Source organism: Micromonospora sp. NPDC050980 (genome assembly GCF_040653835.1).
Classification (GTDB): Bacteria; Actinomycetota; Actinomycetes; order Mycobacteriales; family Micromonosporaceae; genus Micromonospora.
In genome coordinates this window covers 1-24,433 of the sequence record NZ_JBFAGS010000020.1, presented here as the reverse complement: position 1 = coordinate 24,433, position 24,433 = coordinate 1, and the positions used below count along the sequence as shown (strand labels likewise).

The 24,433-nt window shown below is 74.5% G+C and carries 26 protein-coding genes and 1 pseudogene; 13 read left to right on the top strand and 14 right to left on the bottom strand.

Translation table 11 applies throughout. The features are described from left to right. Nucleotides 1-9: 9 nt before the first annotated feature. From AB0H28_RS24485 to AB0H28_RS24475, 3 genes are all read right to left on the bottom strand, one after another. Nucleotides 10-396 (bottom strand): VOC family protein, encoded by a 387-nt coding sequence (locus tag AB0H28_RS24485; RefSeq protein ID WP_358044475.1) that lies wholly within the window; start codon nucleotides 394-396, stop codon nucleotides 10-12. After that, complete coding sequence (locus AB0H28_RS24480; RefSeq protein WP_358044472.1) at nucleotides 393-1,091, bottom strand: hypothetical protein; 699 nt, start codon at nucleotides 1,089-1,091, stop codon at nucleotides 393-395. Before AB0H28_RS24480 ends, AB0H28_RS24485 begins: the two co-directional genes overlap by 4 nt. Nucleotides 1,092-1,300: 209 nt before the next feature. Beyond that, on the bottom strand, nucleotides 1,301-1,690 hold the full coding sequence (locus AB0H28_RS24475; RefSeq protein WP_358044469.1) for a YchJ family protein: 390 nt from the start codon (nucleotides 1,688-1,690) through the stop codon (nucleotides 1,301-1,303). Between the two features lie 160 nt (nucleotides 1,691-1,850). Between AB0H28_RS24475 and AB0H28_RS24470 the strand changes: the two genes are divergently transcribed. Continuing rightward, nucleotides 1,851-2,876: a phosphotransferase gene (locus AB0H28_RS24470; RefSeq protein ID WP_358044467.1), complete on the top strand. Its 1,026-nt coding sequence runs from the start codon at nucleotides 1,851-1,853 to the stop codon at nucleotides 2,874-2,876. A 22-nt stretch (nucleotides 2,877-2,898) separates the two neighbouring features. Here AB0H28_RS24470 and AB0H28_RS24465 read toward each other — a convergent pair whose 3' ends face one another. From AB0H28_RS24465 to AB0H28_RS24450, 4 genes are all read right to left on the bottom strand, one after another. Beyond that, nucleotides 2,899-3,549, bottom strand: a complete 651-nt coding sequence (locus tag AB0H28_RS24465) for a class F sortase (RefSeq protein WP_358044464.1) — start codon at nucleotides 3,547-3,549, stop codon at nucleotides 2,899-2,901. Between the two features lie 78 nt (nucleotides 3,550-3,627). Then, nucleotides 3,628-4,113 carry a hypothetical protein gene (locus AB0H28_RS24460; RefSeq protein WP_358044461.1) on the bottom strand — a complete coding sequence of 162 codons (486 nt, stop codon included), beginning with the start codon at nucleotides 4,111-4,113 and terminating at the stop codon, nucleotides 3,628-3,630. Nucleotides 4,114-4,320: 207 nt separating this feature from the next. Beyond that, complete coding sequence (locus AB0H28_RS24455) at nucleotides 4,321-4,992, bottom strand: response regulator transcription factor (RefSeq protein WP_358044459.1); 672 nt, start codon at nucleotides 4,990-4,992, stop codon at nucleotides 4,321-4,323. Then, on the bottom strand, nucleotides 4,989-6,098 hold the full coding sequence (locus tag AB0H28_RS24450) for a histidine kinase (RefSeq protein WP_358044456.1): 1,110 nt from the start codon (nucleotides 6,096-6,098) through the stop codon (nucleotides 4,989-4,991). Before AB0H28_RS24450 ends, AB0H28_RS24455 begins: the two co-directional genes overlap by 4 nt. A gap of 175 nt (nucleotides 6,099-6,273) precedes the next feature. Here AB0H28_RS24450 and AB0H28_RS24445 point away from each other — a divergent pair, with 175 nt between their 5' ends. From AB0H28_RS24445 to AB0H28_RS24430, 4 genes are all read left to right on the top strand, one after another. Further along, nucleotides 6,274-6,690 carry a DUF6069 family protein gene (locus tag AB0H28_RS24445; protein ID WP_358044453.1) on the top strand — a complete coding sequence of 139 codons (417 nt, stop codon included), beginning with the start codon at nucleotides 6,274-6,276 and terminating at the stop codon, nucleotides 6,688-6,690. 275 nt (nucleotides 6,691-6,965) lie between these two features. Then, nucleotides 6,966-8,219: an MFS transporter gene (locus AB0H28_RS24440; RefSeq protein WP_358044450.1), complete on the top strand. Its 1,254-nt coding sequence runs from the start codon at nucleotides 6,966-6,968 to the stop codon at nucleotides 8,217-8,219. Nucleotides 8,220-8,259: 40 nt separating this feature from the next. Further along, complete coding sequence (locus AB0H28_RS24435; protein ID WP_358044698.1) at nucleotides 8,260-9,471, top strand: lycopene cyclase family protein; 1,212 nt, start codon at nucleotides 8,260-8,262, stop codon at nucleotides 9,469-9,471. A 295-nt stretch (nucleotides 9,472-9,766) separates the two neighbouring features. Further along, on the top strand, nucleotides 9,767-11,095 hold the full coding sequence (locus tag AB0H28_RS24430) for a hypothetical protein (RefSeq protein ID WP_358044447.1): 1,329 nt from the start codon (nucleotides 9,767-9,769) through the stop codon (nucleotides 11,093-11,095). 22 nt (nucleotides 11,096-11,117) lie between these two features. Here the strand turns inward: AB0H28_RS24430 and AB0H28_RS24425 are convergent, their stop codons facing one another. Continuing rightward, on the bottom strand, nucleotides 11,118-11,702 hold the full coding sequence (locus AB0H28_RS24425; RefSeq protein ID WP_358044444.1) for a serine hydrolase domain-containing protein: 585 nt from the start codon (nucleotides 11,700-11,702) through the stop codon (nucleotides 11,118-11,120). 208 nt (nucleotides 11,703-11,910) lie between these two features. Continuing rightward, nucleotides 11,911-12,678: a tyrosine-protein phosphatase gene (locus AB0H28_RS24420; protein ID WP_358044441.1), complete on the bottom strand. Its 768-nt coding sequence runs from the start codon at nucleotides 12,676-12,678 to the stop codon at nucleotides 11,911-11,913. Nucleotides 12,679-12,750: 72 nt separating this feature from the next. Between AB0H28_RS24420 and rnhA the strand changes: the two genes are divergently transcribed. Beyond that, nucleotides 12,751-13,323: a ribonuclease HI gene (gene rnhA / locus AB0H28_RS24415; RefSeq protein ID WP_358044438.1), complete on the top strand. Its 573-nt coding sequence runs from the start codon at nucleotides 12,751-12,753 to the stop codon at nucleotides 13,321-13,323. On the opposite strand, the gene AB0H28_RS24410 is transcribed toward rnhA, so the two are convergent. From AB0H28_RS24410 to AB0H28_RS24395, 4 genes and pseudogenes are all read right to left on the bottom strand, one after another. Further along, nucleotides 13,242-13,502 (bottom strand): hypothetical protein, encoded by a 261-nt coding sequence (locus tag AB0H28_RS24410; protein WP_358044435.1) that lies wholly within the window; start codon nucleotides 13,500-13,502, stop codon nucleotides 13,242-13,244. The genes rnhA and AB0H28_RS24410 overlap by 82 nt on opposite strands. Before the next feature lie 241 nt (nucleotides 13,503-13,743). Beyond that, nucleotides 13,744-14,599 (bottom strand): annotated as a pseudogene (locus AB0H28_RS24405) (pentapeptide repeat-containing protein). 293 nt (nucleotides 14,600-14,892) lie between these two features. Then, nucleotides 14,893-15,660, bottom strand: coding sequence for a heliorhodopsin HeR (heR, locus tag AB0H28_RS24400; RefSeq protein ID WP_358044432.1), 768 nt, complete (start codon nucleotides 15,658-15,660; stop codon nucleotides 14,893-14,895). A gap of 139 nt (nucleotides 15,661-15,799) precedes the next feature. Continuing rightward, entirely contained in the window at nucleotides 15,800-16,471 is a 672-nt protein-coding gene (locus AB0H28_RS24395; protein ID WP_358044430.1) for a TetR/AcrR family transcriptional regulator, read from the bottom strand. A gap of 116 nt (nucleotides 16,472-16,587) precedes the next feature. On the opposite strand from AB0H28_RS24395, the gene AB0H28_RS24390 reads away from it, so the two are divergent. From AB0H28_RS24390 to AB0H28_RS24380, 3 genes are read left to right on the top strand one after another with little or no spacing between them, the layout of a single operon-like run. Continuing rightward, the gene (locus AB0H28_RS24390; RefSeq protein WP_358044428.1) at nucleotides 16,588-18,087 is read left to right on the top strand and encodes an NAD(P)/FAD-dependent oxidoreductase; all 1,500 of its coding nucleotides are present in this window, start codon (nucleotides 16,588-16,590) and stop codon (nucleotides 18,085-18,087) included. After that, complete coding sequence (locus AB0H28_RS24385; RefSeq protein WP_358044425.1) at nucleotides 18,080-19,096, top strand: SDR family NAD(P)-dependent oxidoreductase; 1,017 nt, start codon at nucleotides 18,080-18,082, stop codon at nucleotides 19,094-19,096. Before AB0H28_RS24390 ends, AB0H28_RS24385 begins: the two co-directional genes overlap by 8 nt. After that, a complete protein-coding gene (locus AB0H28_RS24380; RefSeq protein WP_358044422.1) occupies nucleotides 19,093-19,947 on the top strand; it encodes an alpha/beta fold hydrolase in 855 nt (284 codons plus the stop codon). The genes AB0H28_RS24385 and AB0H28_RS24380 overlap by 4 nt, the downstream gene beginning before the upstream one ends. 13 nt (nucleotides 19,948-19,960) lie before the next feature. Here AB0H28_RS24380 and AB0H28_RS24375 read toward each other — a convergent pair whose 3' ends face one another. Further along, complete coding sequence (locus AB0H28_RS24375; protein WP_358044419.1) at nucleotides 19,961-20,083, bottom strand: hypothetical protein; 123 nt, start codon at nucleotides 20,081-20,083, stop codon at nucleotides 19,961-19,963. Nucleotides 20,084-20,170: 87 nt separating this feature from the next. Here AB0H28_RS24375 and AB0H28_RS24370 point away from each other — a divergent pair, with 87 nt between their 5' ends. The 4 genes from AB0H28_RS24370 (at nucleotide 20,171) to AB0H28_RS24355 (ending at nucleotide 24,000) form a co-directional block, all read left to right on the top strand. After that, nucleotides 20,171-21,259 (top strand): S-(hydroxymethyl)mycothiol dehydrogenase, encoded by a 1,089-nt coding sequence (locus AB0H28_RS24370; RefSeq protein WP_358044416.1) that lies wholly within the window; start codon nucleotides 20,171-20,173, stop codon nucleotides 21,257-21,259. Further along, the gene (locus tag AB0H28_RS24365) at nucleotides 21,256-21,885 is read left to right on the top strand and encodes an MBL fold metallo-hydrolase (protein WP_358044412.1); all 630 of its coding nucleotides are present in this window, start codon (nucleotides 21,256-21,258) and stop codon (nucleotides 21,883-21,885) included. The genes AB0H28_RS24370 and AB0H28_RS24365 overlap by 4 nt, the downstream gene beginning before the upstream one ends. Nucleotides 21,886-21,978: 93 nt before the next feature. Next, the gene (locus AB0H28_RS24360) at nucleotides 21,979-23,142 is read left to right on the top strand and encodes a DUF3626 domain-containing protein (RefSeq protein ID WP_358044409.1); all 1,164 of its coding nucleotides are present in this window, start codon (nucleotides 21,979-21,981) and stop codon (nucleotides 23,140-23,142) included. A gap of 132 nt (nucleotides 23,143-23,274) precedes the next feature. Next, a complete protein-coding gene (locus tag AB0H28_RS24355) occupies nucleotides 23,275-24,000 on the top strand; it encodes a hypothetical protein (protein WP_358044406.1) in 726 nt (241 codons plus the stop codon). Nucleotides 24,001-24,433: the final 433 nt, after the last annotated feature.

Below are 24,433 nucleotides of genomic sequence, written 5' to 3'. Positions count from 1 at the left end.
CACCCGCGCTCAGCCCTCCATGTGCAGGAACGACCACTGGTGGCCGTCCGGATCCCGGAAGCCACGCATGTAGAGGTGCCCGAGGTCCCGCCCCGGCCCGAGCACCTCGCCGCCCGCCGCCACCGCCCGCTCCACCAGCGCGTCGACCTGCTCGCGCCGATCCACCCCCAGCCCGATGATCACCTCCCGGGCCGTCCCGGTGTCACAGACCGGGGAACCGGCGAACGCCTCGAAGACGGCCGGAAGGTGGAGCACCAGGTGAATGCCGTCGAAACGGAGCTGTGCGCTGTCCGCGCCGGGCCGTCGCGGCCCGGCGGCGAAGCCGAGTGCGGTGAAGAACCCCACCGCGACGTCGAGGTCGCGGACCGGGAGGTTGACGAAGACGCCGGCGCTCATCGGGCCACCTCCCGCTCCAGCATCGCCTTGAGCGCGCCCAGGCGGTCACGCCAGTACGCCTTGAGCCGGTCGGCCTCGTCCGCGTCGGTCAGCTTCTCGTGCTGCACGGCCACCCGCGTCTTCGCGCCGGTGACCGGCGTCAGCCCGACCACGATCCGGCTCGGCCCGCCGGCCCAGTCCGCCCGGAACGTCTTCGGCGCGGTGGCGGTGCGCACCCGCACCTCCACGTCGGGCAGCCACCGCCGGCGGGTCGGCTCGTCGGCGAACGCGCGGAACAGGGCCTCCATCGGTACGCCGACGGTCCGGCTGCCGGTCGCCTCGAACCCGCCGCCCCGGCGTTGCCCGGGCGCGCGCAGCCCGCGGGCCTGCTCGTAGCCGACGGTGACGGTCTGCGCCCACCAGCCCGGCACGCCGTGCTCGTCGGCCAGCCAGCGAGCAATTTCGGCGTGGGTGCGCTCCACCGCGCCCCACGCGTCGAGCCGGGCGCACCACCCCGCCCAGTCGAGCCCGGTCCGCTCGCGCAGCAGCGCGTCGGAGATCCGGTCCTGCTGGGTCTGCCCGACGGGGCGGGGCTCGGCCGGCGTCGGGTCCGCCCCGGTCCTGGTGAGCAACTGGCGGCGGGCGGTCGTGTAACTCTCGCCGGTCTTGTCCATCCGGGTGCGTACCCGGGTCTTGAACGACTTCTGACGGGTCATCGCGCGCTCCCTGTCACGGCGCGGCCGGGAAACTCACGCTTTCGTCGACCATGCCGTGTGCGGTGGACGCGCCGGTGGTCAGATGTCGCGTCCCGAGGGCTCCAGGCCCCCTTTGCCTCCGCGGGCCGGTGGCGTGAGCACCGGAAAGGAGGTGTGGCGCGGGACGGCGCCGGTGCCCAGCATAGCCCGGACGGCTGCCTGGCGCGCCCTCACTCCGGCAGCGCGTCGAGGTAGACCCAGCGGCCGTCCTCGCGGACGAAGCGGCTCCGCTCGGCCAGCACGCCGGCCCGGCCGCCCTCCCGGTAGTGGGCCCGGAAGCGGACCGTGCCGGTGCGGTCGAAGAGGCCGCCCTGCCCGGTCTCCAGCACCTCCAGGCGGGTCCACCGGGTGCCCGGGTCCAGCTCCAGCCGCCCGGGCCGGGTGCGGGAGTGCCAGCTGTGCCGCAGGTAGTCGGCGTCGCCGAGGACGAACGCGCTGAACCGGGACCGCATCAGCGCCTCGGCGGTGGCCGCCGTCGCGACGCCGCGGTGCACCGGGGCGCAGCAGTCCTCGTACGGCGGGCCGGATCCGCACGGGCAGGCCGTGCCGCGGTTCACCATCCGACGATTCTCGCCCGCCCCATGCCCGCGGGTGCGCAGGGCCCCTGCCGACACGCCCGGTTCAAGCGGGGCGCGTGTCTCTACTGGAGGCGTTAACAAGGGGCCCCTGCTTACCTGCGGGGCAGCACGGGGCGGGTCGGCGCACTAGGGTTCAAAGATCATGAGCGCGAGTCCGACGCGGCGCGATCTCGACCCGGAGCAGGTCCGCCGCTACCTGACCGTCTCGCTCGGCCCGACCGCCGAGGTCGCCGGCTGCGGGCCGCTGGCCGGCGGCGGTTTCGCCGCGGTGTGGTGGGTGCGCCTCACCGACGGGCGCGACGTGGTGCTCAAGGTCGGGCCGCCGCCGCACGTGCCGCTGCTGCGCTACGAGCGCGACATGATCGGCGCGGAGGCCCGCTACCTGCGTCTGGTGGCCGCCCGCGCGCCCGCGGTGCCGGTGCCGTCGCTGCTGCACCACGGCCGCCACCCCGAACTGGGTGACTGGCTGCTCACCGCGCGCCTGCCGGGGCGCACCCTCGCCGACCTGACCCGGGCCGGCGCGGACGTCGGCCCGCTGCGGGCGGAGTTCGGCCGGGCGCTGGCCGCGCTGCACGTCGTCACCGGTGACCGGTACGGCTACGACGGCGGTCGGGCCGCCGCTGCCACCTGGGGGGACGCCTACACCGCGATGGTGGACGGCCTGCTCGCCGACGCGGCGGACTGGGCGGTGCCGCTGCCCGCGCCCGCGACCCGGATCCGGGAGTTGGTCGCCCGGCACGCCGCCGTCCTCGACGTGGTGCGCCGCCCGGTGCTGGTGCACTTCGACGGCTGGGCCGGCAACGTGCTGGCCGTCGACGGACCGGACGGCACGCCCCGGCTCAGCGGCCTGGTCGACGGCGAACGGCACCTGTGGGCCGATCCGCTGCTGGATCTGGTGTCGCCGCTGCTGTTCCGCCGCGCCGAGGACGAGCCGGACGATCCGCTGGTGCGCGCCTACCGGACGGTGGCGCCGTTCGCGTGGAACGCCGGGGTGCGGCGGCGTCTGGGGCTCTACCGGCTGCATCTGTATCTGCTGATGACGGTGGAGATGCCCAGCCGCGGCATCACGGCCGCGTCGGAGGCGGGCCGGGTGGCGCGGCTGGCCGAGTTGCTCGACGCCGAGCTGGCCGACCTCGGCCGCCCGGCTCCGGGCCCGGTGTCCGAGTAGACCGCCCGTTCGGAAGCCGGGGTCAACGCACGGCGGTCGCGAAGACCACGATGTTGTCGGGGTAGCTGCCGGTGCGCGGGTCGAACCGGCCGCCGCAGGTGATCAGGCGCAACCGGGCCGCCGCGTCGCCGCCGTACACCCGCTCGGTGGGAAAGCGGTCCTTCGGGTACGCCCCGACACCGTCCACGGTGAACGCCGCGCTCCGGCCGTCGGCGCGGACCACCCGGACGGTGTCGCCGGGGCGTAGCCGGCCCAGGTCGAAGAAGACCGCCGGCCCGCGCTGCGAGTCGACGTGTCCGACCAGCACCGCGTTGCCGGCCTGGCCGGGCGCGGGGCCGGGGCGGTACCAACCGGCGACCTCCGGGTGGGCAAGGGGCGGCACCTCCAACGCGCCGTTGTCGTCGGTGGCGACCGGGACGACGCCGGCGTCGACGCCGATGCGGGGGATGACGACCCGCAGCGGCGCCGCGCGGGGCAGCGTCGGGCCGGCGGAGCCGGGACGCTCGGTGGCCGGAGCGGCGGCGGCGCCGGGTTGCGGCGGCGCGGTCGAGGTGCTGCCCAGGCCGGCCGAGACCAGCCCGGCGCCGGTGGCGCCGGCGAGGGTGACGGCGGTGACGACGATCGCGGTGCGGGCGCGCGCCGGGCCGCCCGCCTGGCGCTTCGACGAGGACACCGTTTCCACCTCCGTCCGACGTGGACGCGGGGCCCGCGCCGGGGTGGGCCGGCGCGGGCGATCCGCTCGGTGAGCCGGTCAGGCGGTGGCGTCCGCCCGCCGCCGGCGCCGGACGAGGACGTACGTCCCGCCGGCCAGCGCGCCGGCGGCCAGCGCGCCGCCCGCGACCAGGACGCCGGTGTCGCCGTCCCGGCCACCGGCGCCGGCCTGCGCGCCGCCGATCGGGGTGACGGCGAACGTGGCGCTGCCGCCGTCGCTGCCGTCGCCGCAGGTGGCGGCGACCGTGTACGTGCCGAGCGTGAACCCGGCGGTGAACAGTTCGGCGCTCAGTCCGCCGCCCGCGGCGGCCGTGGTGGACCGGACATTCTGGTCGCGGTCCGGGCCGGTGACCCGGAAGATCGCGTCACCGGCGTTCGGATTGCACGTCGTGGTGAGCACGACGGTGCCGCCGACCGGGGTGGTGGCCGGTGAGACCCTGGTGTCCGCCAGCGCGGCGGCCGGGAGCAGCAGTGCGCCGAGGCCCGCGCCGACCGCCGCCGGTCCGAGAAATGACTGTGCCTTCATCCGCGTCTTCCCTCACTTTTCGTCCGCTGTCTGCGTGGGACGTCGTTCGGGTGGCCAACTCCGTGACTAGCACCGGTGTGGCCAACACTAGGAGGGTTGCGGCGGTCACTGGGGGTAATTGAGAATTCTTCGTTGCCGTCCGGTGTTCCCCGTCTCGCCGCCCACGACGGACATGCCGTGACGATGCGGCACCGAGCGGACGGACGGTCACCCGGCCGGCGGTTCCGGCCGGACCAGCCCGGTGTCGTACGCCAGGACCACCGCCTGGATCCGGTCGCGCAGGCCCAACTTGGTGAGGATCGCGGACACGTGCGTCTTCACGGTGGCGGTGCTCAGGTGCAGCCGGGCGGCGATCTCCGCGTTGGACAGGGCCCGCGCGGTCAGCGTGAGCACCTCCACCTCGCGGGCGGTCAGCGCCGCGAGCGCCCGCTCGGCGGCGGGCGCCGGGCCGGGCAGCCGGCCGGCGAACCGGTCCAGCAGCCGCCGCGTCACGGTCGGCGCCAGCAGCGCCTCGCCCCGGGCCACCACCCGCACCGCCTCCGCCAGGTCGGCCGGCCGGGTGTCCTTGAGCAGGAAGGCGCTCGCCCCGGCCCGCAGCGCGGCATAGACGTGCTCGTCGACGTCGAAGGTGGTGAGCATGACCACCCGGGCCGGGTTGCCGGCGGCGACCAGCTCGCGGGTCGCGGCGATGCCGTCCTGGCGCGGCATCCGCACGTCCATCAGCACCACGTCCGGCCGGGTGCGCGCGGCCACCGCGACCGCCTCGACGCCGTCGGCCGCCTCGCCGACCACGGTCAGGTCCGGCCGCGCGTCGAGGACCATCCGCAGCCCGGCCCGGATCAGCTCCTGGTCGTCGGCGACCACCACGCGCACGCTCACCGGGCCACCGCCGTCACGGGGAGCTGCGCGCGGACCCGGAAACCGCCGGCCGGCAGCGGATCGGCGTCGAGCGTGCCGCCGAGCAGCCGGGCCCGTTCCCGCATGCCCACGATGCCGCGTCCACCCACCGCGCCGGGCCGGCGGGCCGGCGCCGGGCCGTCGTTGACCACCTCCAGCCACAGCACCCCGTCGCCGTAGCGGACGTCGACGTCGGCCCGGGTGGCGTGTCCGTGCCGCAACGCGTTGGTCAGCGATTCCTGCACGATCCGGTACGCCGACAGTTGCACCCCGCCGGGCAGCGCCTCGCAGTCGCCCTCCCGGCGCAGCGACACCGGCAGCCCCACCGCCCGCACGGCGTCGACAAGCGCGTCGAGCTGGGCCAGTCGCGGCTGCGGCCCGTCCGGGTCGGACCCGTCGTCGGCGGTCAGCGCGTGCAGCATGGCCCGCAGCTCGGTCAGCGCGGCGCGGGCCGCCGCGTTTATCGACCCCAGCGCGGCCCGGACCTGCTCCGGCTGCTGGTCGAAGACGTCCTCGGCGGCGACGGCCTGCACCGCGATCACCGCCACGTGGTGGGCGACCACGTCGTGCAGCTCGCGGGAGATCCGTTCCCGCTCGGTCGCGCGCACCTGCCGCTCCCACTCGCAGCGCCGCTGCGCCCGGGCACGCATCAGCTCGCCCACCGACCAGCTCAGGCCGAGCGCGGTCACCGCGAGCAGCAGGTCGCGCCAGCCGCCGCTGACCAGCTTCCACGGCGTGGGCGCCATCAGCAGGGCGAGCGCGACGAGCGAGAGGCGGGGCGGCCCCAGCCGGGCCACGTAGGACAGCGGCGCGGCCACCAGGCCGAGCCAGCCGAGCGTCGGGCAGAGCGCCTCCAGGCCGACGCCGGCGAGCGCGGCCACCGCGAGCGCGTACCCGGGTCGGTGCCGGATCCACAGCAGACAGCTGGCCTGGAGCGCGGCGAGGCCGACCGCGACGGCGGTCCCGCCCGGGGTGGCCGGGCCGGTGTCGGTGGTCAGCAGCACGAGCAGCGACACGACCAGGACGACGGTGGCGATGCCGCCGTCGATCAGCAGCAGCACGGATCGGGAGCGGGACGGGCACCTCATGTCCCGGATGCTAGGCCGCCGGGCCGCCGGCCCTCATCGGCCGCCAGACGGAGATCCGGCCGGTCCCTGGTCCCCGCGACGGAGCCGGGAACCGGTCGCCGGCGCGATCCGCGCGGCACCCCGCCGCCCCTAGCGTTTCCCGGCAGTCGATCCCGCCGCACCGGAGGTACCACCGATGGAGACCACGATCCCGAGCACCGCCGCCCGTGCGGCCCACCGCCGCCGTGACCGGCTGTTCACGGTCCTCGCCGCGACCGCGGCCACGCTGTCGGGTTGGGCCGTCGCGGTGCCGCTGGCCGGGGTGGAGTTGACCGTCCGCGGCGGCGGCGTCGAGCAGCGGGTCACCCCGGTGGCCGTGGCGGTCAGCACGCTGCTCGCCGGGCTGGCCGGCTGGGCGCTGCTGGCCCTGCTGGAGCGGTTCACCGGCCGGGCCCGGCCGGTCTGGACGGTGGTCGCGGCGCTGGTGCTGCTGCTGTCGCTGCTCGGTCCGCTGACCGGGGGAGCGGGCCGGTCGGCCACGGCGACGTTGTTGGTCCTGCACCTGCTCGCCGGTGCGGTGCTGCTGCCCGGCCTGCGGCGTACGGCCGGCTGATCGACCGCAGTCGGGACCGCCGCCACGGGGGCAGGCGGTCCCGACGGTGGTCACGTGCGGTGACCTCCGAGTGTGAAAGGGGGGCTCGATCTACACCGTCACACTCGGTGACGACAATCCCGCCTACCGGCTAGCCTCCTAGGATGCCCGGCGAGTGGAGTCCGCACTCACCGATCCGGCCCCCGGCGCAGCCGGACCACGCCGAGACGTACCACCCGCTGCCGGGGACCAAATCCACTCGGCCGGTCGCGACGGCGCTGGTAACTTGCCTCGTCGTGACGGGGGAACGGCTGGGCGGGCGCTTCGCCCGACTGTGGGCCGCGAGCACGTTGTCCGCGCTGGGCAGCGGCACGGCCACCGTGGCCGCCCCGCTCTACGTCGCCTCCCGCACCGACGATCCGCTCGTCATCTCCGCCGGCGCGGCGGTCTCCTGGCTGCCGTGGCTGCTGTTCGCGCTGCCCGGCGGTGTGCTGGCCGACCGGGTGGACCGGCGCCGGCTGATGGTGCTCATCGACTGGGTGCGGGTCGCCGCGTTGGTCGTGCTGGCCGCCGCGATGCTCACCGACCGGGCCGGGGTGGCGCTGCTCTACCTGGTGCTGTTCGTGGTCAACACCGGCGAGGTGGTGTTCCGCACCGCCGCCCAGGCGGTCCTGCCGGCGGTGGTGCCCCGATCCCGGCTGGAACGGGCCAACGGCTGGCTCAACGGCGGCACCCAGGTCACGCAGAACATGGTCGCCGGCCCGCTCGGCGGGTTCCTGTTCGTGCTCGCGGCGGCGGCCCCGTTCGCGCTCAACGCCGGCACCTACGCGCTCAGCGCCGTGCTCGTCGGCCTGCTCGCTGGCACGTACCGCGGGCAGGGGGCGAGGACCGGGCCGCGCTCGGCACGGGCGGAGATCGCCGAGGGGTTCCGGTGGCTGCTGTCGCAGCGGCTGCTGCGCACCATGGCGGCGCTGATCGGGCTGCTCAACGTCACCCTGACCGCTGCGGTCGCGGTGCTGGTGCTGCTCGCGACCGGGCGCCTGGGCCTCGGTTCGGTCGGCTACGGCGCGTTGTTCACCTGCATGGCGGTGGGCGGGCTGCTCGGGTCGGTCATCGGTGACCGGCTGATCGCCGCCATCACCGCCACCTGGACGGTCCGGGTGGGTCTGCTGGTCGAGGCCGGCCTGCACCTGGCACTCGCCGCCTCACGCAGCGCGGCGGTGGTCGGCGTCGCGCTGTTCGCGTTCGGGGTGCACAGCGCGCTGTGGAACATCGTGGCCAACTCGCTGCGGCAGCGGCTCACCCCGCCGGCGATGATGGGCCGGGTGGGCAGCACCACGCTGTTCGTCGCGGCCGGTGGCAACTGCGTCGGCGCGCTGCTCGGCGGGGCGCTCGCCACCCGCTACGGGATCACCGCCCCGTACTGGGTGGGCTTCGCGGTGGCGGTCGGGGTGATCGCCGCGACGTGGCGGGTCTTCGACCGGGCCACGGTGGCCGCCGCGTACGCCGAGCCGGCCGCCGCGGACACCCCCGAACCGGTCACCGGATAGCGGCTCGGTGCGGCGGGGCGCCCGGCGGCGCTGCCCGCCGGTGTGGCAGCGTGGGCGGGTGCCCGCAACCTCCCCGGTCGACGTCGACCTCGCGCTGGTCGGCGGCGGCGGCGCCGCCTCGCTGGTCCTCGCCGCCCTGCACCGGCACCGGGTGGCCGGGGTGCGGGTGGCCGTGGTGGACCCGGTGCGCAAGCGCGGGCAGGACCGCACCTGGGCGTTCTGGGGTGCTCCCGGCGGGGACCTGGAACCGCTGCTGAGCGCGAGCTGGTCGCGGGTCGAGGTGGTCACGCCGGCGGGCCGCCGTGACCTGTCGCTGGACCCGCTGCGGTACGCCATGCTGCGCTCCGCCCCGGTCTACGACCGGGCTGCCGAGGCCGAGCGGTGGCTGAACGCGGTGCGCGTCGGCGCGCCCGCGGGGGAGCTGCGCGACGACGGTGACCGGGTGACCGTGTGTGACCTGGAGGACCGGGCGCTGGTGCGGGCCGGCTGGGTGCTCGATTCGCGTCCCCGCCCGCCGGCGCGGCCCGGGCGCACCAGTTGGTTGCAGCACTTCCGGGGGTGGTGGCTGGCGGCCGAGAAGCCGACGTTCGACCCGGGTTGGGCGGTGCTGATGGACTTCCGCACCCCGCAGCCGCGGCGCGGGGTGTCGTTCGGTTACGTGCTGCCGGTCGACGAGCGGTTCGCGCTGGTGGAGTACACCGAGTTCGGGCCGGCGCTGCTCGACGACGCCGGCTACGATGCGGCGCTGCGCGGCTACGCCGCGCTGCTCGGGCTGGACCTGGCCGCGCTGCGGGTGCGGGAGGTGGAGAACGGCGTGATCCCGATGACCGACGGCCCGTTCGTCACCCGGCCGAGCGCTCGGGTGGTGCGGTTGGGCACCGCCGGCGGGGCGACGCGCCCGTCCACCGGGTTCACCTTCTCCGCCATGCTCCGCCAAGCCGACGAGGTGGCCGCGGCGGTCGCGGCGGGCCGTCCGCCGGTGCCCGCGCCGGCCTATCCGGGCCGGCACCGGTGGATGGATGCGGTGGCGTTGCGCGCGCTGGACCGGGGGCACGTGGGCGGGGTGGAGTTCTTCGAGCGGCTGTTCGACCGCAACCCGCCGCAGCGGGTACTGCGGTTCCTCGACGGCACCACCAGCCCGGCCGAGGACCTGGCGGTGATGCGGTCCAGCCCGTTGCTGCCGATGACCGGCGCGGTGCTCGGCGACGCCGCCGGCCGGTTACGCGCCCGGCTGCGTCCCGCCACTTCGTGACCTGGTCCGCGTTAATCACGGTCCGAGTGATGCTCGCATTGTCCGCCATCTGCATCTCTGCTTTTTTCTGTTTTCGGGTACCAGCGGCGATGGTATTTTTGCTCTGGGTTTTCGAAACGCTCCGGGAAAGTGGACCGCAAGCCGATTCATGAGCGATTCTCGGCGAATTTTTTTGTTGTCGACACCGGTGCTTTCGAGGTGGTCCGTGGAGGAGTAGAACATGGACGGGTGTGCAGTTCGGAGAAGACACAAAACTCTCTTCGCCCCAGGTCGTAAACGGCCGGTGGGTGCGTTCATGCTCACGGGGCTGGCGTTGTTGTTGGTGGCGACCGGCGGACCGGCGGCACGGGCCGCCAACCAGCCTCAGCCCCCACCCCCACCGTCACCTGCCTCGGCGTGGCTCGACGACGTGGTCTCCGTCTCCGTCGGCGGCGGTTACAGTGGCGCGTTGCGCTCGGACGGCACGGTTCTGATCTGGGGCGAGATCATTGACGATGAAATCGAGTTCCGTGCGGGGCAACCGTTTCCGAGGCAGGTCTGCGACGTCGGTCAGTTGCCGCCCTGCACCCGGTTTCTCGACCGGGTGACCGCGATCGCCGTCGGAAACGACCATGCTCTGGCGCTGCGCTCGGACGGCACCGTCGTCGGCTGGGGCCTCGGCGTTCCTTACGGGGCCGGCGTCGGCGACGGAACGAACCGGAACTCGGGCCGTCCGACGCAGGTCTGCGATGTCGGTCAAGTCGCCCCCTGCACCCGGTTCCTCGACCGGGTGACCGCAATTTCTGTGAGCCACGGCTACAGCATGGCGTTACGCTCGGACGGCACCGTCGTCACCTGGGGCACCGGATACGTCGGTGACGGCACCACCGGTACTCGCCTGACTCCCCTCCAGGTCTGTGACGTCGGTCAGACTGCGCCCTGCATCCGGTTCCTCGACCGGGTGACGGCCATCTCCACCAGCGGCGAACAGGGCATGGCGGTGCGTGCCGACGGCACGGTCGTCACCTGGGGCACGAACCTGGACGGCGTACTCGGAAACGGCCTTCAGGGCACTCCCGGCGACGGCGATGACCGCCTGACTCCGGTGCGTGTTTGTGACGTCGGTCAGAGCGCGCCCTGCACCACCTTCCTGGACCGGGTGGTCGCCGTCGCCGGCGACTACCAGACCGGCGTGGCGTCCCGCTCGGACGGCACGGCCGTCGCCTGGGGCACCGGATACACCGGGGACGGCACCGTCGCTGCTCGCCTGACTCCCGTGCGGATCTGTGACGTGGGCCAGACCGCGCCCTGCACCCGGTTCCTGGACCAGGTGACGGACGTCAGCAGCGAACTCCTGTTGCGTGCGGACGGCACGGTCGTTGGCCGCGTCGGGCGCACCCGGACTCCTGAGCCGGTGTGCGATGTCGGTCAGACCGAACCGTGCACGCGGTTCCTCGACCGGGTCACCGCCATCGCCCGCGGCTTCGACTCTGGCGCGCACCTGGCGGTGCGCTCGGACGGCACGGTCGCCGCCTGGGGTTGGAACCGGCTCGGTCAGCTCGGCGACGGCACCACCATCTCGCGCCCGACGCCGGTGCTGGTGTGCAACGCGGGTCGTACCACGCCTTGCCCGATTGGCCCCTGACCGGCCGACCTGGGGCGACCCGTCAGGATCCGTCGGGCGGGCGGAGTGCTTCGGCGACCCGGTCGCGCACCAGCACCCGTAGCCGTTCCATCGGGTCGCCGTCGCCCGCGCCGAGCCGGTTGCGCACCGCCGCCACGGTCAACCCCAGTTCCGGGTACGCGAACGCGAGGCTGCCGCCGCTGCCGGCGGTGCCGAACGACCCGTCGTCGTCGACGGCGTAGCCGAGCCCGAACGTGCTCTCCTGCCCGAACACCCACTCCTGCGCGCGGACCGCGGGCGCGCAGACCGCGCGCAGCCGGTCGGGGGAGATCAGCCGGACGCCGTCGACGGGGCCGAGCAGCGCCGCGTACATCCGGGCGACCGCTCGGGCGCTCATGGTGCCGACCGACGGCACGTCGGCGCGCAGCACGTCGGGGTTGCCGCCGATCGTGGCGTCCGGGCGGACCGCGGGCGGTGCCACCGCGTCGAAGTGCGGCAGGTTGGCGCCGGCCCAGGTCATCAGCCGGCGGACCACCTCGCCGACCAGCCAGCCCCACGTCCAGGCGTGGTACGCCAACCGCTCGCCGGGCGCCCACGACGGCTGCGCGTCGGCGAGCAGCCCGCACACGCGGTCCCAGTCGGTGACGTCGGCGGGGGTGACGTCGGCGTCATCGGCCGCCCCGTCCCGGTGTCGGCCAGGCCGGCCTGCTCCTGCACGATCGGCGTCCCGTCGAGGTAGGCGGCCACCTGCACGCCGGCCTCCCGGCCGGAGGAGACCAGTTCGTCGCCGGCGGCGCGCACCTCGGCCCGCAGGCCGTCCCAGCGACTGTCCACGATCAGCGAGCCTGCCAGAGCGCCCCGTCGCCGTCGTGCGGTTTTTCCTCGTCGACGAGCAGCCGGGCGCGCAGCGCGGCGATGGTCTTCTCGCGCACGCCGAGGCGCCCGGTGACGTAGCCGCGCACCGAGCCGTGCGCGGCGACCAGCTCGGCCAGCACCAGCCGGATCAGCTCGGCCGGCGCCCGCCCGAACGCCGGCCAGCGTGGCGTCGCGCCGCCGTTGCGTTGCCGCCACTCGTCGACCAGCCGGTCGGTGGCCTGCTCGGTTCGGGCGAAGTCCGCCGCGATCTGTTCGTCGTCCACTCCGAGCAGGGCCAGCACCAGCGCGGCGAGCAGCCCCGTGCGGTCCTTGCCGGAGGCGCAGTGGAACACCAGCGGATGTTCCCCCTCGGCGATCACCTCCAGCGCCCGACGCAGCTCCACCACGCCGTCCTCGGCCACCTCGGCGTACCGGTCGGCCAGGTAGCGCCATGGGTCCACGTCCGGGTCGATGTCGGCCTGCGCGTAGGGGCGGTGCTCGATGCTCAGGTTGTGCCAGGTGACGTCCTCCGGCGCCCGGCCGCGCTCGGCGATCTCCCACGGGTAGCGCAGGTCGATGACGGTGCGGACGCCCAGCGCGGCGAACCGGGCGAGGTCGTCGCCGGCGAGCTTGGCCAGGGAGTCGGAGCGGTAGAGGCGGCCCCGGGCGACGGCGCGGCCGTCGGGCGTGCGCCAGCCGCCCAGGTCCCGGAAGTTGCACAGCGTGTCGAACTGCGGGGGTGCGGTCATGTCTGCGCACGGTAGCCGGATGTCGCGGGTCGGGTGGTCCCGCCGGGCGGCGTACCGGGTAGGTTGCCGGGCATGGTGGCGGCGGAGACCGGCCGGGTCGTGGAGATCTGGACCGACGGCGCGTGCAGCGGCAATCCCGGGCCCGGCGGCTGGGGCGCGGTGCTGCGCTGGGGCGATCGTGAGCGGGAGTTGTCCGGCGGCGAGGCGACCGCCACCACCAACAACCGGATGGAGCTGACCGCTGCGATCCGGGCGCTGGAGAGCCTGACCCGCCCGGTCACCGTGCGGCTGCACACCGACAGCACCTACGTGCGCAACGGCATCACCGGCTGGTTGCACGGGTGGAAGCGCAACGGCTGGGTCACTGCCGCGAGGCAGCCGGTGAAGAACGCCGACCTGTGGCAGCGGCTGGAGGCAGCCTGCGCCCGGCACGACGTCACCTGGCTGTGGGTCAAGGGCCACCACGGGCACCCGGAGAACGAGCGCGCCGACGCGCTGGCCAACCGGGGGATGAGCGAGGCGCGGGGCGCCGGCGCACCGGCCACCCCGCGCGCGGCGTCGGGTCACCGCAGCGGGCGGCCCTCCTCGATCTCCTCCGGCCCGTCGGCCGGGTCGGCGGTGCCGGAGACGGCGTCCACGTCGTAGCCGGCTCGGCTGGTGTCCCGGGCGGAGCGCCGGTCCTCGGCGGGCAGGTCGGCGAAGTCGTCGCCGGTGTCGTCCGTGGTGTGCAGGGATTCGCCGGGCGGGCGCAGCGACGCCTCGTACGCGGTGGCACCGTCAGGCTCGTCGCCGGCGGCGCGGCCGAAGGACTCTTCACTGGTCATGTCGCACTCCTGCCCGCATCCGGTGGCGGCAAACGTTCAGCGGGGCGCGTCCGGGTGGGTCGGCATCGACGAGCCGCCCGAGCTGCTGCCGGAGGCCCCGCCGGCAAGGACCGATCCGTCGTCCTCGGTCGCCTTGTCTGGTCGTGGCGCCGCCTACCCGCACCACCTCCGCCGAAACTCACCCTTCCCGGCCCTCGCCCGCCGGTGGTCAAGGGGGTTGGTGTCGGGCGGGCCGCCTTGATCACCGCATGCGCTCAGGGCGGCCCGGTCGGCGGGGGGTGGGGGTGAGCGGCAGGGCGGACCAGTGCGCGGGGCGGCGCAGGCCGGGTGGCAGGACGGTGCGGTGGTCGCCGCGGGCGGCGTCGAGTTGAAACTGGTGCAGGAACAGACACTCGCCGAGGTCGGCGCCGCGCAGGTCCGCGCCGCGCAGGTCGGCTCCGGTCAGGTCGGCGGCGCCGAGCCGCACGCCGCGCAGGTCCGCGCCGATCAGCGTGGCGCCGCGCAGGTTCGCCCCGGCCAGGGCGGCGCGGCGCAGGTCGACGCCGATCAGCGTCGCGCCCCGCCGGTCGGGGCCGGCCCGCCCGGCGCGGGCCCGCTCGCCGGCGCGGAACAGCAGCCGGTTGACCCGGTGCCGGTGGGCGTCGACGGCGACGGCGAGCAGCTCCTCGGGGGTGCCGTCGGTGAGCCGGCCCGTCTCGTCCAGGATCGCGGTCAGGTCGTCGCGCAGCGGGCCGGGCGGGGTGATCCGCAGCGCCTCGGTCAGATACCACAGCAGTTCGTGCATCGGCCGCAGCACGTCGAACGGTGTCGAACATGCGTCGTGCGACGTCCGGGTCGGTGCGCCAGTCGTGGCCGGCGAACGTGCCCTGGGTGAGGTGCTGGCCGGCGCCGAAGCAGTCGAAGACGGCGCATCCGGGGAAGCCTCGTTGCCGTAGTTCGGAGTGGATGCCGCAGCGGGAGTCGGCGCGCAGGTTGGGGCAGGGCCGCCCGGCCGGCTTGTCGATGGCGAAGTCGGCCGACGCGGCGAACGCCGGCGCGACGCAGCAGACGCCGGCGCAGCGCGTGCAGTCCGCCCGCAGCTCCCACCCGCCGCCCACCGCACCCTCACTCACCCCCACATCCTCCCCCACCCACCCCCGGGCCGTCGATCATGAAGTTGCCGGTGACGGATCGGACGATCGGCACCGCCAGCTTCATGATCAACCGAGGGGTGGATGGGTGGCCAGAAGGTGAAGAGGGCGGCGGACATCGTGTGCACCGGGCCGCTCAGAACCCTAGGTGGACGGTGTGAACGCGAAGAGTCACGAGTGTTACGCCCGCAGCCTGCGCCAGCCGACCGGTGTGACATCGGCGGCGAACATCCGGACGGTGAGGGAGGTGCCCCGGGGCCTCAGGTGCGCAGCACGTTGGCGTAGATGAGCCAGGCCAGCGCGGACTTGGCCGCCAGGCTGAGCGCGATGTACGAGATCTCGCCGTAGCGGTAGTCCCGCCATCGGCCGCGCTGGGCGTACTGCAACGCCATGTTGACCGCGAAGCTCGCGAAGAGCAGGAACTGGACGATGATGATCGCCCACACGAAACCGGGGATCTCCGGCGGCTGGGCCACGTAGACGGCGACCGCCAGCCAGGGCGCCAGGCCGACCAGCGAACCGAACCAGAACGCGCTCCAGTCGGCGCGGCCCGGTGTCTGCTGCCGCTCCATCAGCAGACCGAACAGGATCATCGCGGTGTTCGCGGCGAAGATCCCGATGACCGCCGCGAGATCGCGGATCCCGACGAACAGACCGATCAGCACGATCATGATCGACGCGCTGACCGAGTACTCGATCCAGCGCGCGTAGTTGGCCCGCCGATCCAGGTTGCGCTCGTACCAGCGGTGCGCTCCCGGGGCCGCGGTCACGAAGTGGTCGACGGCGGCGAGCAGCAGGAACACCGCCACCGCCGGCCCGACGGCGATCCGGAAGGCCACCTCGGGCAGCGTGGCGTCGCGGAGGGTCACCGGGTCCGCCGTCAGGTACGACGCGGTCACCGGCAGGGACAGGTCGTTGCTGGCCGCCCACATCCAGATGCCCTCGGCGGCCAGCAGCAGACCGACGAGCACGTTGACGCCCCGCAACCGCCGATAACGGTCCCCGCCCGCCGTCGCGTGATGCCCCATGCGCGCCACGGTAGGCGATCCCGCAGGCCGGCCGCCGGGTTCCCGAACCCGGTCACCCGCAGGAGGCGGGCGGGGGCAGCCGCGTCCGGTGGCGGGAGGGGCACCCGCGCCGCGGGACCGGTGGGGCGCCGGCGGGGGTTCACCCGGGTGGTGTGCCCGGCGGCGCGGTGGTGCGGTAGATCGCGGTCAGCCAGACGTCGAGCAGCACGTCGACCACGTCCCGTTCGGCCACCGCCGGCCCGTCGCCGGCGAAGGTGGCGTACCAGACCCGCTCGTTCATCGAGTTCAGCGCGATGGCGAGGTCCCGGGCGGGCAGCCCGTCCGGGGCCGCGCCGCGGGCGCGTTCCACCTCGATCGCGGCCTGGACCGCGCGGACCCAGCGTTCCAGCACCTCGGCCCAGAGCCGCCGGACCTCCGCGTTGGTGCCGCGCACCTGGGCGCAGGCGAGCACCACGTCGCGGTGGTCGCCGAAGGTGGCGTGGAACCGGGCGATCAGCTCCCGCCAGCGGACGCGCGGGTCGTCGGCGAGCCGCTCCAGCACGCCGCCGGCGGCGGCGTCGGCCTCCTCGGTGACCCGGTCGAGCAGGGTGAGCAGCACCGCGTCCTTGGACGGGAAGTAGAAGTAGAACGTGGGACGGGAGATGCCCGCGCCCCGGGCCAGGTCGTCGATGGAGATGTCGCCGAAGGGGCGCTCGCGCAGCAGCCGCTCGGCGGTGGCCAGGATCGCGCCCTCCCGGTCGTCGCCGGTGGAGCGGCCGGCGCGTCGTCCGCGCGTCGGCGCGGCGCCGGTCGGCGTGCGGGCGGGGCTCATGTCGGCCGATGCTACACCCGGTCGACACCCTGTCGACCGGACTCGACAGGGTGTTGACCGGGGTCGAGCGCGGTGGATAGGGTCCGGTCCACCGCCGGGCGAGAACAGGAGAGGCCATGGCCTGCGAGCACGTCGACGTCCTCATCGTCGGCGCCGGCCTGTCCGGCGTCGGCGCCGCCGTCCACCTGGGACGCGAGTGCCCCGGCAAGACCTACGCGGTGCTGGAGGCGCGGGGCGCGATCGGCGGCACCTGGGACCTGTTCCGCTACCCGGGCGTGCGCTCCGACTCGGACATGTACACGCTCGGCTACTCGTTCAAGCCGTGGACCGACCCGAAGGCCATCGCCGACGGCGAGTCGATCCGCCGCTACGTGCGCCAGACCGCCCGCGAGCACGGCGTGCCGGACCACATCCGCTTCCACCACCGGGTGGTGCGCGCCGAGTGGGACAGCGAGACCGCCCGCTGGACCGTGCACGCCCACCGCGACGACACCGGTGAGGACACCACGCTGACCTGCGGGTTCCTGTTCACCAACTCCGGCTACTACCGCTACGACGAGGGCTACACGCCCCGGCTGCCCGGCGCCGAGCGGTACGCCGGCACGCTCGTGCACCCGCAGCACTGGCCCGACGACCTGGACTACACCGGCCGGCGGGTGGTGGTGATCGGCAGCGGCGCCACCGCGGTCACCCTGGTCCCGGCCATGGCCGAACGGGCCGCCCACGTCACGATGCTCCAGCGCTCACCGACGTACGTGATCTCGCTGCCCTCGCGCGACGCGTTCGCCGACGCCGCGCGGCGCTGGCTGCCCCCGACGGCCGCGTACGCGGTCACCCGGTGGAAGAACGTCGCGCTCGGGGTGGCCAACTTCCAGCTCAGCCGGCGCGTGCCGGGCCTGGTGAAGCGGTTCCTGCGCCGGGCCGCGAAGCGCCGGCTCCCGGTCGGGTACGACGTCGACCGCCACTTCGCCCCCCGCTACGACCCGTGGGACCAGCGGCTGTGCGTGGTGCCGGACGGGGACCTGTTCACCGCGCTGGGCGAGGGACGCGCGACGGTGGTGACCGACACCATCGACACGTTCACCGAGCACGGCATCCGGCTCGCCTCCGGCGAGGAGCTGCCCGCCGACGTCGTGGTCACCGCCACCGGCCTCAACCTGCTCGCGCTCGGTGGGATGGCGCTCAGCGTCGACGGGACCGACGTCGACCTCGCCGGCACGATCGCCTACAAGGGCATGATGCTCTCCGGCGTACCGAACTTCGCCATGACGATCGGCTACACGAACGCCTCCTGGACGCTCAAGGCCGACCTGGTCGCCACGTACGTCTGCCGGCTGCTGCGCCACCTCGACGACACCGGGCAGCAGATCGTCATCCCGGTCGCGCCGGACACCGACGATCTCGCGCCGATCATCGACCTGCGCTCCGGGTACGTGCTGCGCGCCGTCGACCAACTGCCCAAGCAGGGTCCCCGCGCGCCGTGGCGGCTGCACCAGAACTATCCCCGGGACGTACGTCTGATGCGGCACGGGCCGCTCACCGACGGCGTGCGGTTCGCCCGGGCCGGCGCGCCCGCCACCGTGGCGGCGGCCACCTCGGGAGGCGGCGATGCGTGACCTGGCGTTCCCGGGAGGCACCGCGGTGCTCACCGGCGCCGCGAGCGGCATCGGCGCGGCGTTGGCGCACGGCCTGGCCCGACGCGGCGCCGACCTGGTCCTGCTCGACCGGGACGCCGACGGCCTGGCCGAGGTGGTCGCGGCGATCCGGGCCGCGCACCCGGACCGTCGGGTCGAGACGCACCTGGTCGACCTCGCCGACGCCGACGCCACCGACCGGGTCGCCGCGGAGATCCGCCGCGCCCATCCCCGGATCCGGCTGCTGATCAACAATGCCGGGGTGGCGCTCGGCGGCCGGTTCGACCAGGTCACGTTGGATGAGTTCCTCTGGGTCGTCGAGATCAACTTCCGGGCCGTGGTGCGGCTGACCCACGCGCTGCTGCCCGCGCTCAAGGCCGAGCCCGGCGCCCACCTGGTCAACGTGTCCAGCCTGTTCGGCCTCATCGCCCCGGCCGGGCAGGCCGCGTACGCGGCCAGCAAGTTCGCCGTCCGCGGGTTCACCGAGGCGTTGCGGCACGAACTGGTCGACGACGGGATCGGCGTCACCTCGGTGCACCCGGGCGGCATCCGGACCCGGATCGCCGAGCGCGCCCGCGTCGGCAGCGGCGTCCCGATCGAGGAGTACGAGGCCGGCCGGCGGCAGTTCGAGAAGCTGCTCACCATCGACCCGGCGACCGCCGCCGAGGTGATCCTGCGCGGCGCCCAGCGCCGTCGCGGCCGGGTGCTGATCGGCTGGTCGGCGAAGCTGCCCGACCTGCTCGTCCGGATCGCGCCCGCCGGGTACGGCGCGGTGTTGGCGCTGGCCGTGCGCTCCCGCCCGGTCCGGGTACCGGCCGCGCGTGCCGCGTCCGCCGAGCGAGCCCCGCGTGCCGCGCCGGCCGCGGTCGCCCCCGGCGGCCCGACGTCCTCGTCCGCGATGGCCCCCGGCGAGCCGGTCCCCGACGCCGGCACGCCGGCCGCGCGGCCCGCTGACCAGGGGGACGCCCGGGAGTCCGGACGGTCGGCGTGACGCTCGCGCTGCCACCGGCGGACCAGCTCACCGTGGCCGGGCTGCCGATGCGTTGCCGGATCACCGGCGACGGCCCGCCCGTGGTGCTGCTGCACGGCATCGGTCGTACGCTCGACGACTTCACCGCGCTGCACACCGCGCTGGCCCGGGACCACCGGGTGCTCGCCGTGGACCTGCCCGGGCACGGCGGCTCCACCCCGCTGGACGGACCGCACACGCTGCCCGCGCTGGCCGGCGCGGTCGCCGGTTTCCTCGACGCCGCCGCCGTCGTCGACCCGGCCCACATGGTCGGCAACTCCCTCGGCGGGGCGGTGGCCATGCGCCTCGCCGCCGACGCACCGCACCGGGTGGCCGACCAGGCGTTGCTCAACAGCGCCGGCTTCGGCCGGGAGGTGACGGTGGCGCTGCGGCTGCTCGCGGTGCGGCCCCTGGCCCGGCTGCTGCTGCGCCCGCACCCGGCGATCGTCCGCCGCACCGAGCGGGCCATCTTCTTCGACCCCGCCCACGTCACGGACGAGCGGGTCGCCACCGCGCTCACGGTGGCCCGGCAGCCGCACGCCGCCCGGGTGATGCGGGAGCTGGTGCGCGACCTGGGCACCTGGCGCGGGGTACGCCCGGGGTGGCGCGCCGAGCTGCTCGACGCGGTGGCCGCGCTCGACCTGCCCACGCTGCTGGTCTGGGGCGAGCGCGACCTGATCCTGCCGGCCGCGCACCTGGACCACGCGCGCACCCGACTGCCACGGGCACGGGCCCACCTGTTCCGCGACACCGGTCACATGCCCCAGATCGAGCGGACCGCCGACCTGGAATCCCTGCTCCGCGACTTCTGGCAGGCGCCGGTGCCGGCCTGAGCGCGGGGGCCGGTCAGCGCCGCCGCCGGTGGGTGAGCGAGTCCAGCATCAGGGTCACGCCGGCGCCGACCAACCACACGTCCTTGGCCGGACCGATGCCCGCCTGGCCGGGGCGCAGGCTGGTGCCCTCGCGCATCCCGGGGGTGATCGGCGGTAGGTTCGGCGTGGACCCGACGGTGCCGGTCCGATGGGCCCGGCAGTCGCGATCGAGGGAGGCAACACGGTGAGTCAGGAAGTCCGGGGAGTCGTGTCGCGACGCAAGGGCGCGCCGGTGGAGGTCACCACGATCCTGGTGCCCGACCCGGGGCCGGGTGAGGCGGTGGTCCGCGTCCAGTCCTGCGGCGTCTGCCACACCGACCTGCACTACCGCGAGGGCGGCATCAACGACGACTACCCGTTCCTGCTCGGCCACGAGGCCGCGGGCGTCGTGGAGCAGGTGGGCGACGGCGTCACCGACGTGGCCCCCGGCGACTTCGTGGTGCTCAACTGGCGGGCGGTCTGCGGGCGGTGCCGCGCCTGCCGGCGGGGCCGGCCCTGGCACTGCTTCGCCACCGGAAACGCGGCGCGGAAGATGACCCTGACCGACGGCACCGAGCTGACGCCCGCGCTGGGCATCGGCGCGTTCGCCGAGAAGACGCTCGTGCACGCCGGCCAGTGCACCAAGGTCGACCCGTCCGCCCGGCCGGCCGCCGTCGGCCTGCTCGGATGCGGCGTCATGGCCGGTCTCGGCGCGGCCATGAACACCGGCAACGTGACCCGGGGCGACTCCGTGGCGGTGATCGGCTGCGGCGGCGTCGGCGACGCGGCGGTGGCCGGCGCGGCCCTGGCCGGCGCGACCACGATCGTCGCGGTGGACACCGACGCCCGCAAGCTCGACCAGGCGCGGCGGTTCGGCGCCACCCACACCGTCGACGCCTCCTCCGGCGACCCGGTCGAGGCGATCCGCGCGGCCACCGGCGGCTTCGGCGCCGACGTGGTGATCGACGCGGTGGGCCGCCCGGAGACCTGGAAGCAGGCGTTCTACGCGCGCGACCTGGCCGGCACGGTCGTGCTGGTCGGCGTGCCCACCCCGGAGATGACAGTCGACCTGCCGCTGCTCGACGTGTTCGGTCGCGGCGGCGCGCTCAAGTCCAGCTGGTACGGCGACTGCCTGCCCAGCCGGGACTTCCCGATGCTCACCGAGTTGTACCGGCAGGGCCGGCTCGACCTGGACGCCTTCGTCTCCGAGGAGATCGCCCTCGACCAGGTGGAGGAGGCGTTCACCCGGATGCACCACGGTGACGTGCTGCGCTCGGTGGTGGTCTTCCCGTGACCGCCCGGGTGGACCGCACCGTCACCTCCGGCACGTTCTCCCTGGACGGGCAGACGTTCGACGTGGACAACAACGTTTGGGTGATCGGCGACGACGTCGAGTGCGTCGTGGTCGACGCGCCGCACGACGTGGCCGCCATCCTCTCCGTCGTCGGTGACCGCCGGGTGCTGGCGATCCTGGCCACCCACGCCCACGACGACCACGTCCGGGTCGCCCCCGAACTGGCCCGGGCCACCGGTGCGCCGGTGCTGCTGCATCCGGCCGACCGGGTGCTGTGGGACCAGGTCCACCCGGACGCGCCCCCGGACGGCGACCTCACCGACGGGCAGACCGTGACCGTCGGCGGCGCCACGCTGCGGGTCCTGCACACCCCGGGCCACAGCCCAGGGGCGTGCAGCCTGTACGCACCGGAGTTGGAGGCGGTCTTCACCGGCGACACCCTGTTCGCCGGCGGCCCGGGCGCGACCGGCCGTTCGTTCAGCGACTTCGGCACCATCGTCGAGTCGATCCGCACCCGGCTGCTCACCCTGCCACCGGAGACCGTGGCGCACACCGGGCACGGCGACGACACCAGCATCGGCGCGGAGGCGCCGCACCTGGACGAGTGGATCGCCCGCGGCCACTGAGCGAATCGTTCCAGCGCATCGGCGCCGAGGGGCTCGGGCCGGCCGGGCACTAACCGGCTGGCCTCCCGGCGCCGGTCCCGCGATACTCGCCTGATGTCCGGGCCGACGCTGACCGCCGCGCAGTCCGCCGCCCTGCGACACGTGCGCGACGTCGCCCTGCGGGGCCGGCCCGCGGCGCTCGCCGTGATCGCGACCCACCTCGCCGGTTCCGGCACCGGCATGCGGTACGAGGAACTGGTCGCGGCCGTCACCGGGCACGGCCGGTTGACCCTCAACTTCCACCCCGACCGGTTGCTGCGCGACGGCCGTACCGTCATCGAGGCGCTCGACGCCGACGGCGAGTACCGCAGCCAGTTCTGCACCGGCATCGGCAACGGCGGCCTGACCGCCTTCCCCGGGGGCGACCGGGATGTCTGGGAGCGGACGCTCTTCGGCGGCGCGTACCAGCGTCCGGGCGTACGACCCGCGGAGCGCCCGAAGTACGGCGGGCTCAACCTGCTCGACCATCCCGACGGCGCGTCTCCCCGGTTCGGCTCCTGCCACCTGCGGCTGCGTCCGCAGGTGCTGACCCGGACCACGTTCACCTTCGGCGACAGCCATCTCGGTCCGACCGACGTCGGCACCGTCACCGTCTTCGAGCCGGTGCTCGCCGCGTTGCTGACCGCCACCGAGGGCACCGGCGTCAGCCTTGGCGTGTCCGGGATGGACACCGGCACCCTGCTGCGGACGCTGCTGTCCCGCCGGGAACGGGCGTCCCGGCGCGCCGGCCGTGCCCTGGACGACTACATCGAGGCGCAGGTGCACGGCGAGGTGAGCCTCGCCCGGGACGTGGAAGCCGTGGTGGCCGACCCGTCGTTCCGCGGCACCGACGTCGGACGATGCCTCGCCGCGACGGCCGACCGGCACGGTTTCGCGCTGGACTGGCACGCGGGCTTCGAACTGCCCGTCGACGAGGTCGACGCCGACTTCCGCGGTCCGGACATCCCGCCGCTGGCCGCCCGCGTGCACGCCGAGTTCGCCCGGCCGGGGGAGCCGCTGCACGCCGCGCTCGTCGGTCGCGCGGCCGCATCCCTGGCACGCGAGCCGCAGCGCTGGGCCGACCGCGGGCCGGCCGAGGTCACGTGGCAGCACCTCAAACAACTCTGGCACGTCCTGGTGTGGTTCGGCCGTCCGGCCCCGATCGTCCCGTCTGCCGGAGTGAGACGCCAGTTGTCCGGTGTCCCGGGTGACCTGGACCGCAGCCCGCGCCGAGCCTGACATTTCCGGAATGACCGACAGGCCGGGCTGGTTGTGTCCCCCGTACCGTCGGTGCCCAAACCCGTGCCGCCGGTCGACCCCCGAGGGGCGCTCACCCCGGAGCGCGTCGTAACGATCGAAAGGGCAACCATCGTGAAGCAGCACGTCACCCGATGGCTCCCCGCCGTCGCGAAGACCGCCTACGCGAGGACCGCCGTCGTCGCCCAGAACCGCCGCGCCGCGCTGACCGTCGCGGGCGTGGCCGCGCTGGGTGGACTGGCCTTCGCCCCCACCGCCGTCGCCGCCCCGGTGACCAGCGGGCCGCACGCCGGCGCGGTGGCCGCCATCGACCTGGCCACCGGCAAGAAGACCGCCACCGAGGCGGTGACGTCCGACCTGACCACCGGCGGCGACAAGGTGCCGGCGAAGGCCGACCGGCCGACCCGGGAGAAGCTGATGCCGCACGGCGTCGAGGGCGCGCAGTCGCGCATCCCGCTCGACGACGCGCAGCTCGCCAACGCCAAGGCCATCGTCACGGCGGCCAAGGAGACCGGCGTGGGGGAGCGGGGTGCGGTGATCGGCGTCGCCACCTCGCTGCAGGAGTCGAAGCTCTACAACCTGGGTCACCTCGGCGCGTACAACGACCACGACTCGGAGGGCCTGTTCCAGCAGCGTCCGTCGTCCGGTTGGGGCACGTCCGAGCAGATCACCGACCCCGACTACGCCAGCAAGGCGTTCTTCGGCGCGCTGAGGAACGTCGGCGGCTGGCAGGATCTGCCGCTGACCGCCGCGGCGCAGACGGTCCAGGTCTCCGCCTACCCGTACGCGTACGCGCAGTGGGAGGAGCAGGCGGCCGACATCGTCCAGCAGCTCTGGTGAAAGGCGGGGCCCCTTCTTAACGCATTCGGTAGAGGAGGGGCCCCCGCTTAACACCCCCGACCGTCAACGACCGCGAGCCGCCATGGGCGGAACTTCGCGGGTGTTGAGCGGGGCCTTGCGGCACCCGTGGTGTTCCCGCCGACCACATCGGCGTTGGGCGGCACGCCATGGGTGCCTGTCGGTCGTCGGCGACGGGGCACGTGGCGGATGGCCCCGTGGGGTGTCTTGGAAGTTCCGAGTGGGGCGGATGTCCGGTTCGGCGATGCTGGGCGGCACCCGGGCCGGCTCCCGCCCCCGGGTGATGACCGGCCTCGCCCTGGCCGGGGAATGATGGCGGCCGGCCGGTGGTTACACATGGACCCGGCGCCGTGACGAGGCCGCCCGCGCCCCGCGAGCAGCCGGGATCCCCGATCTTCTGAGCGCCTGACGGTGC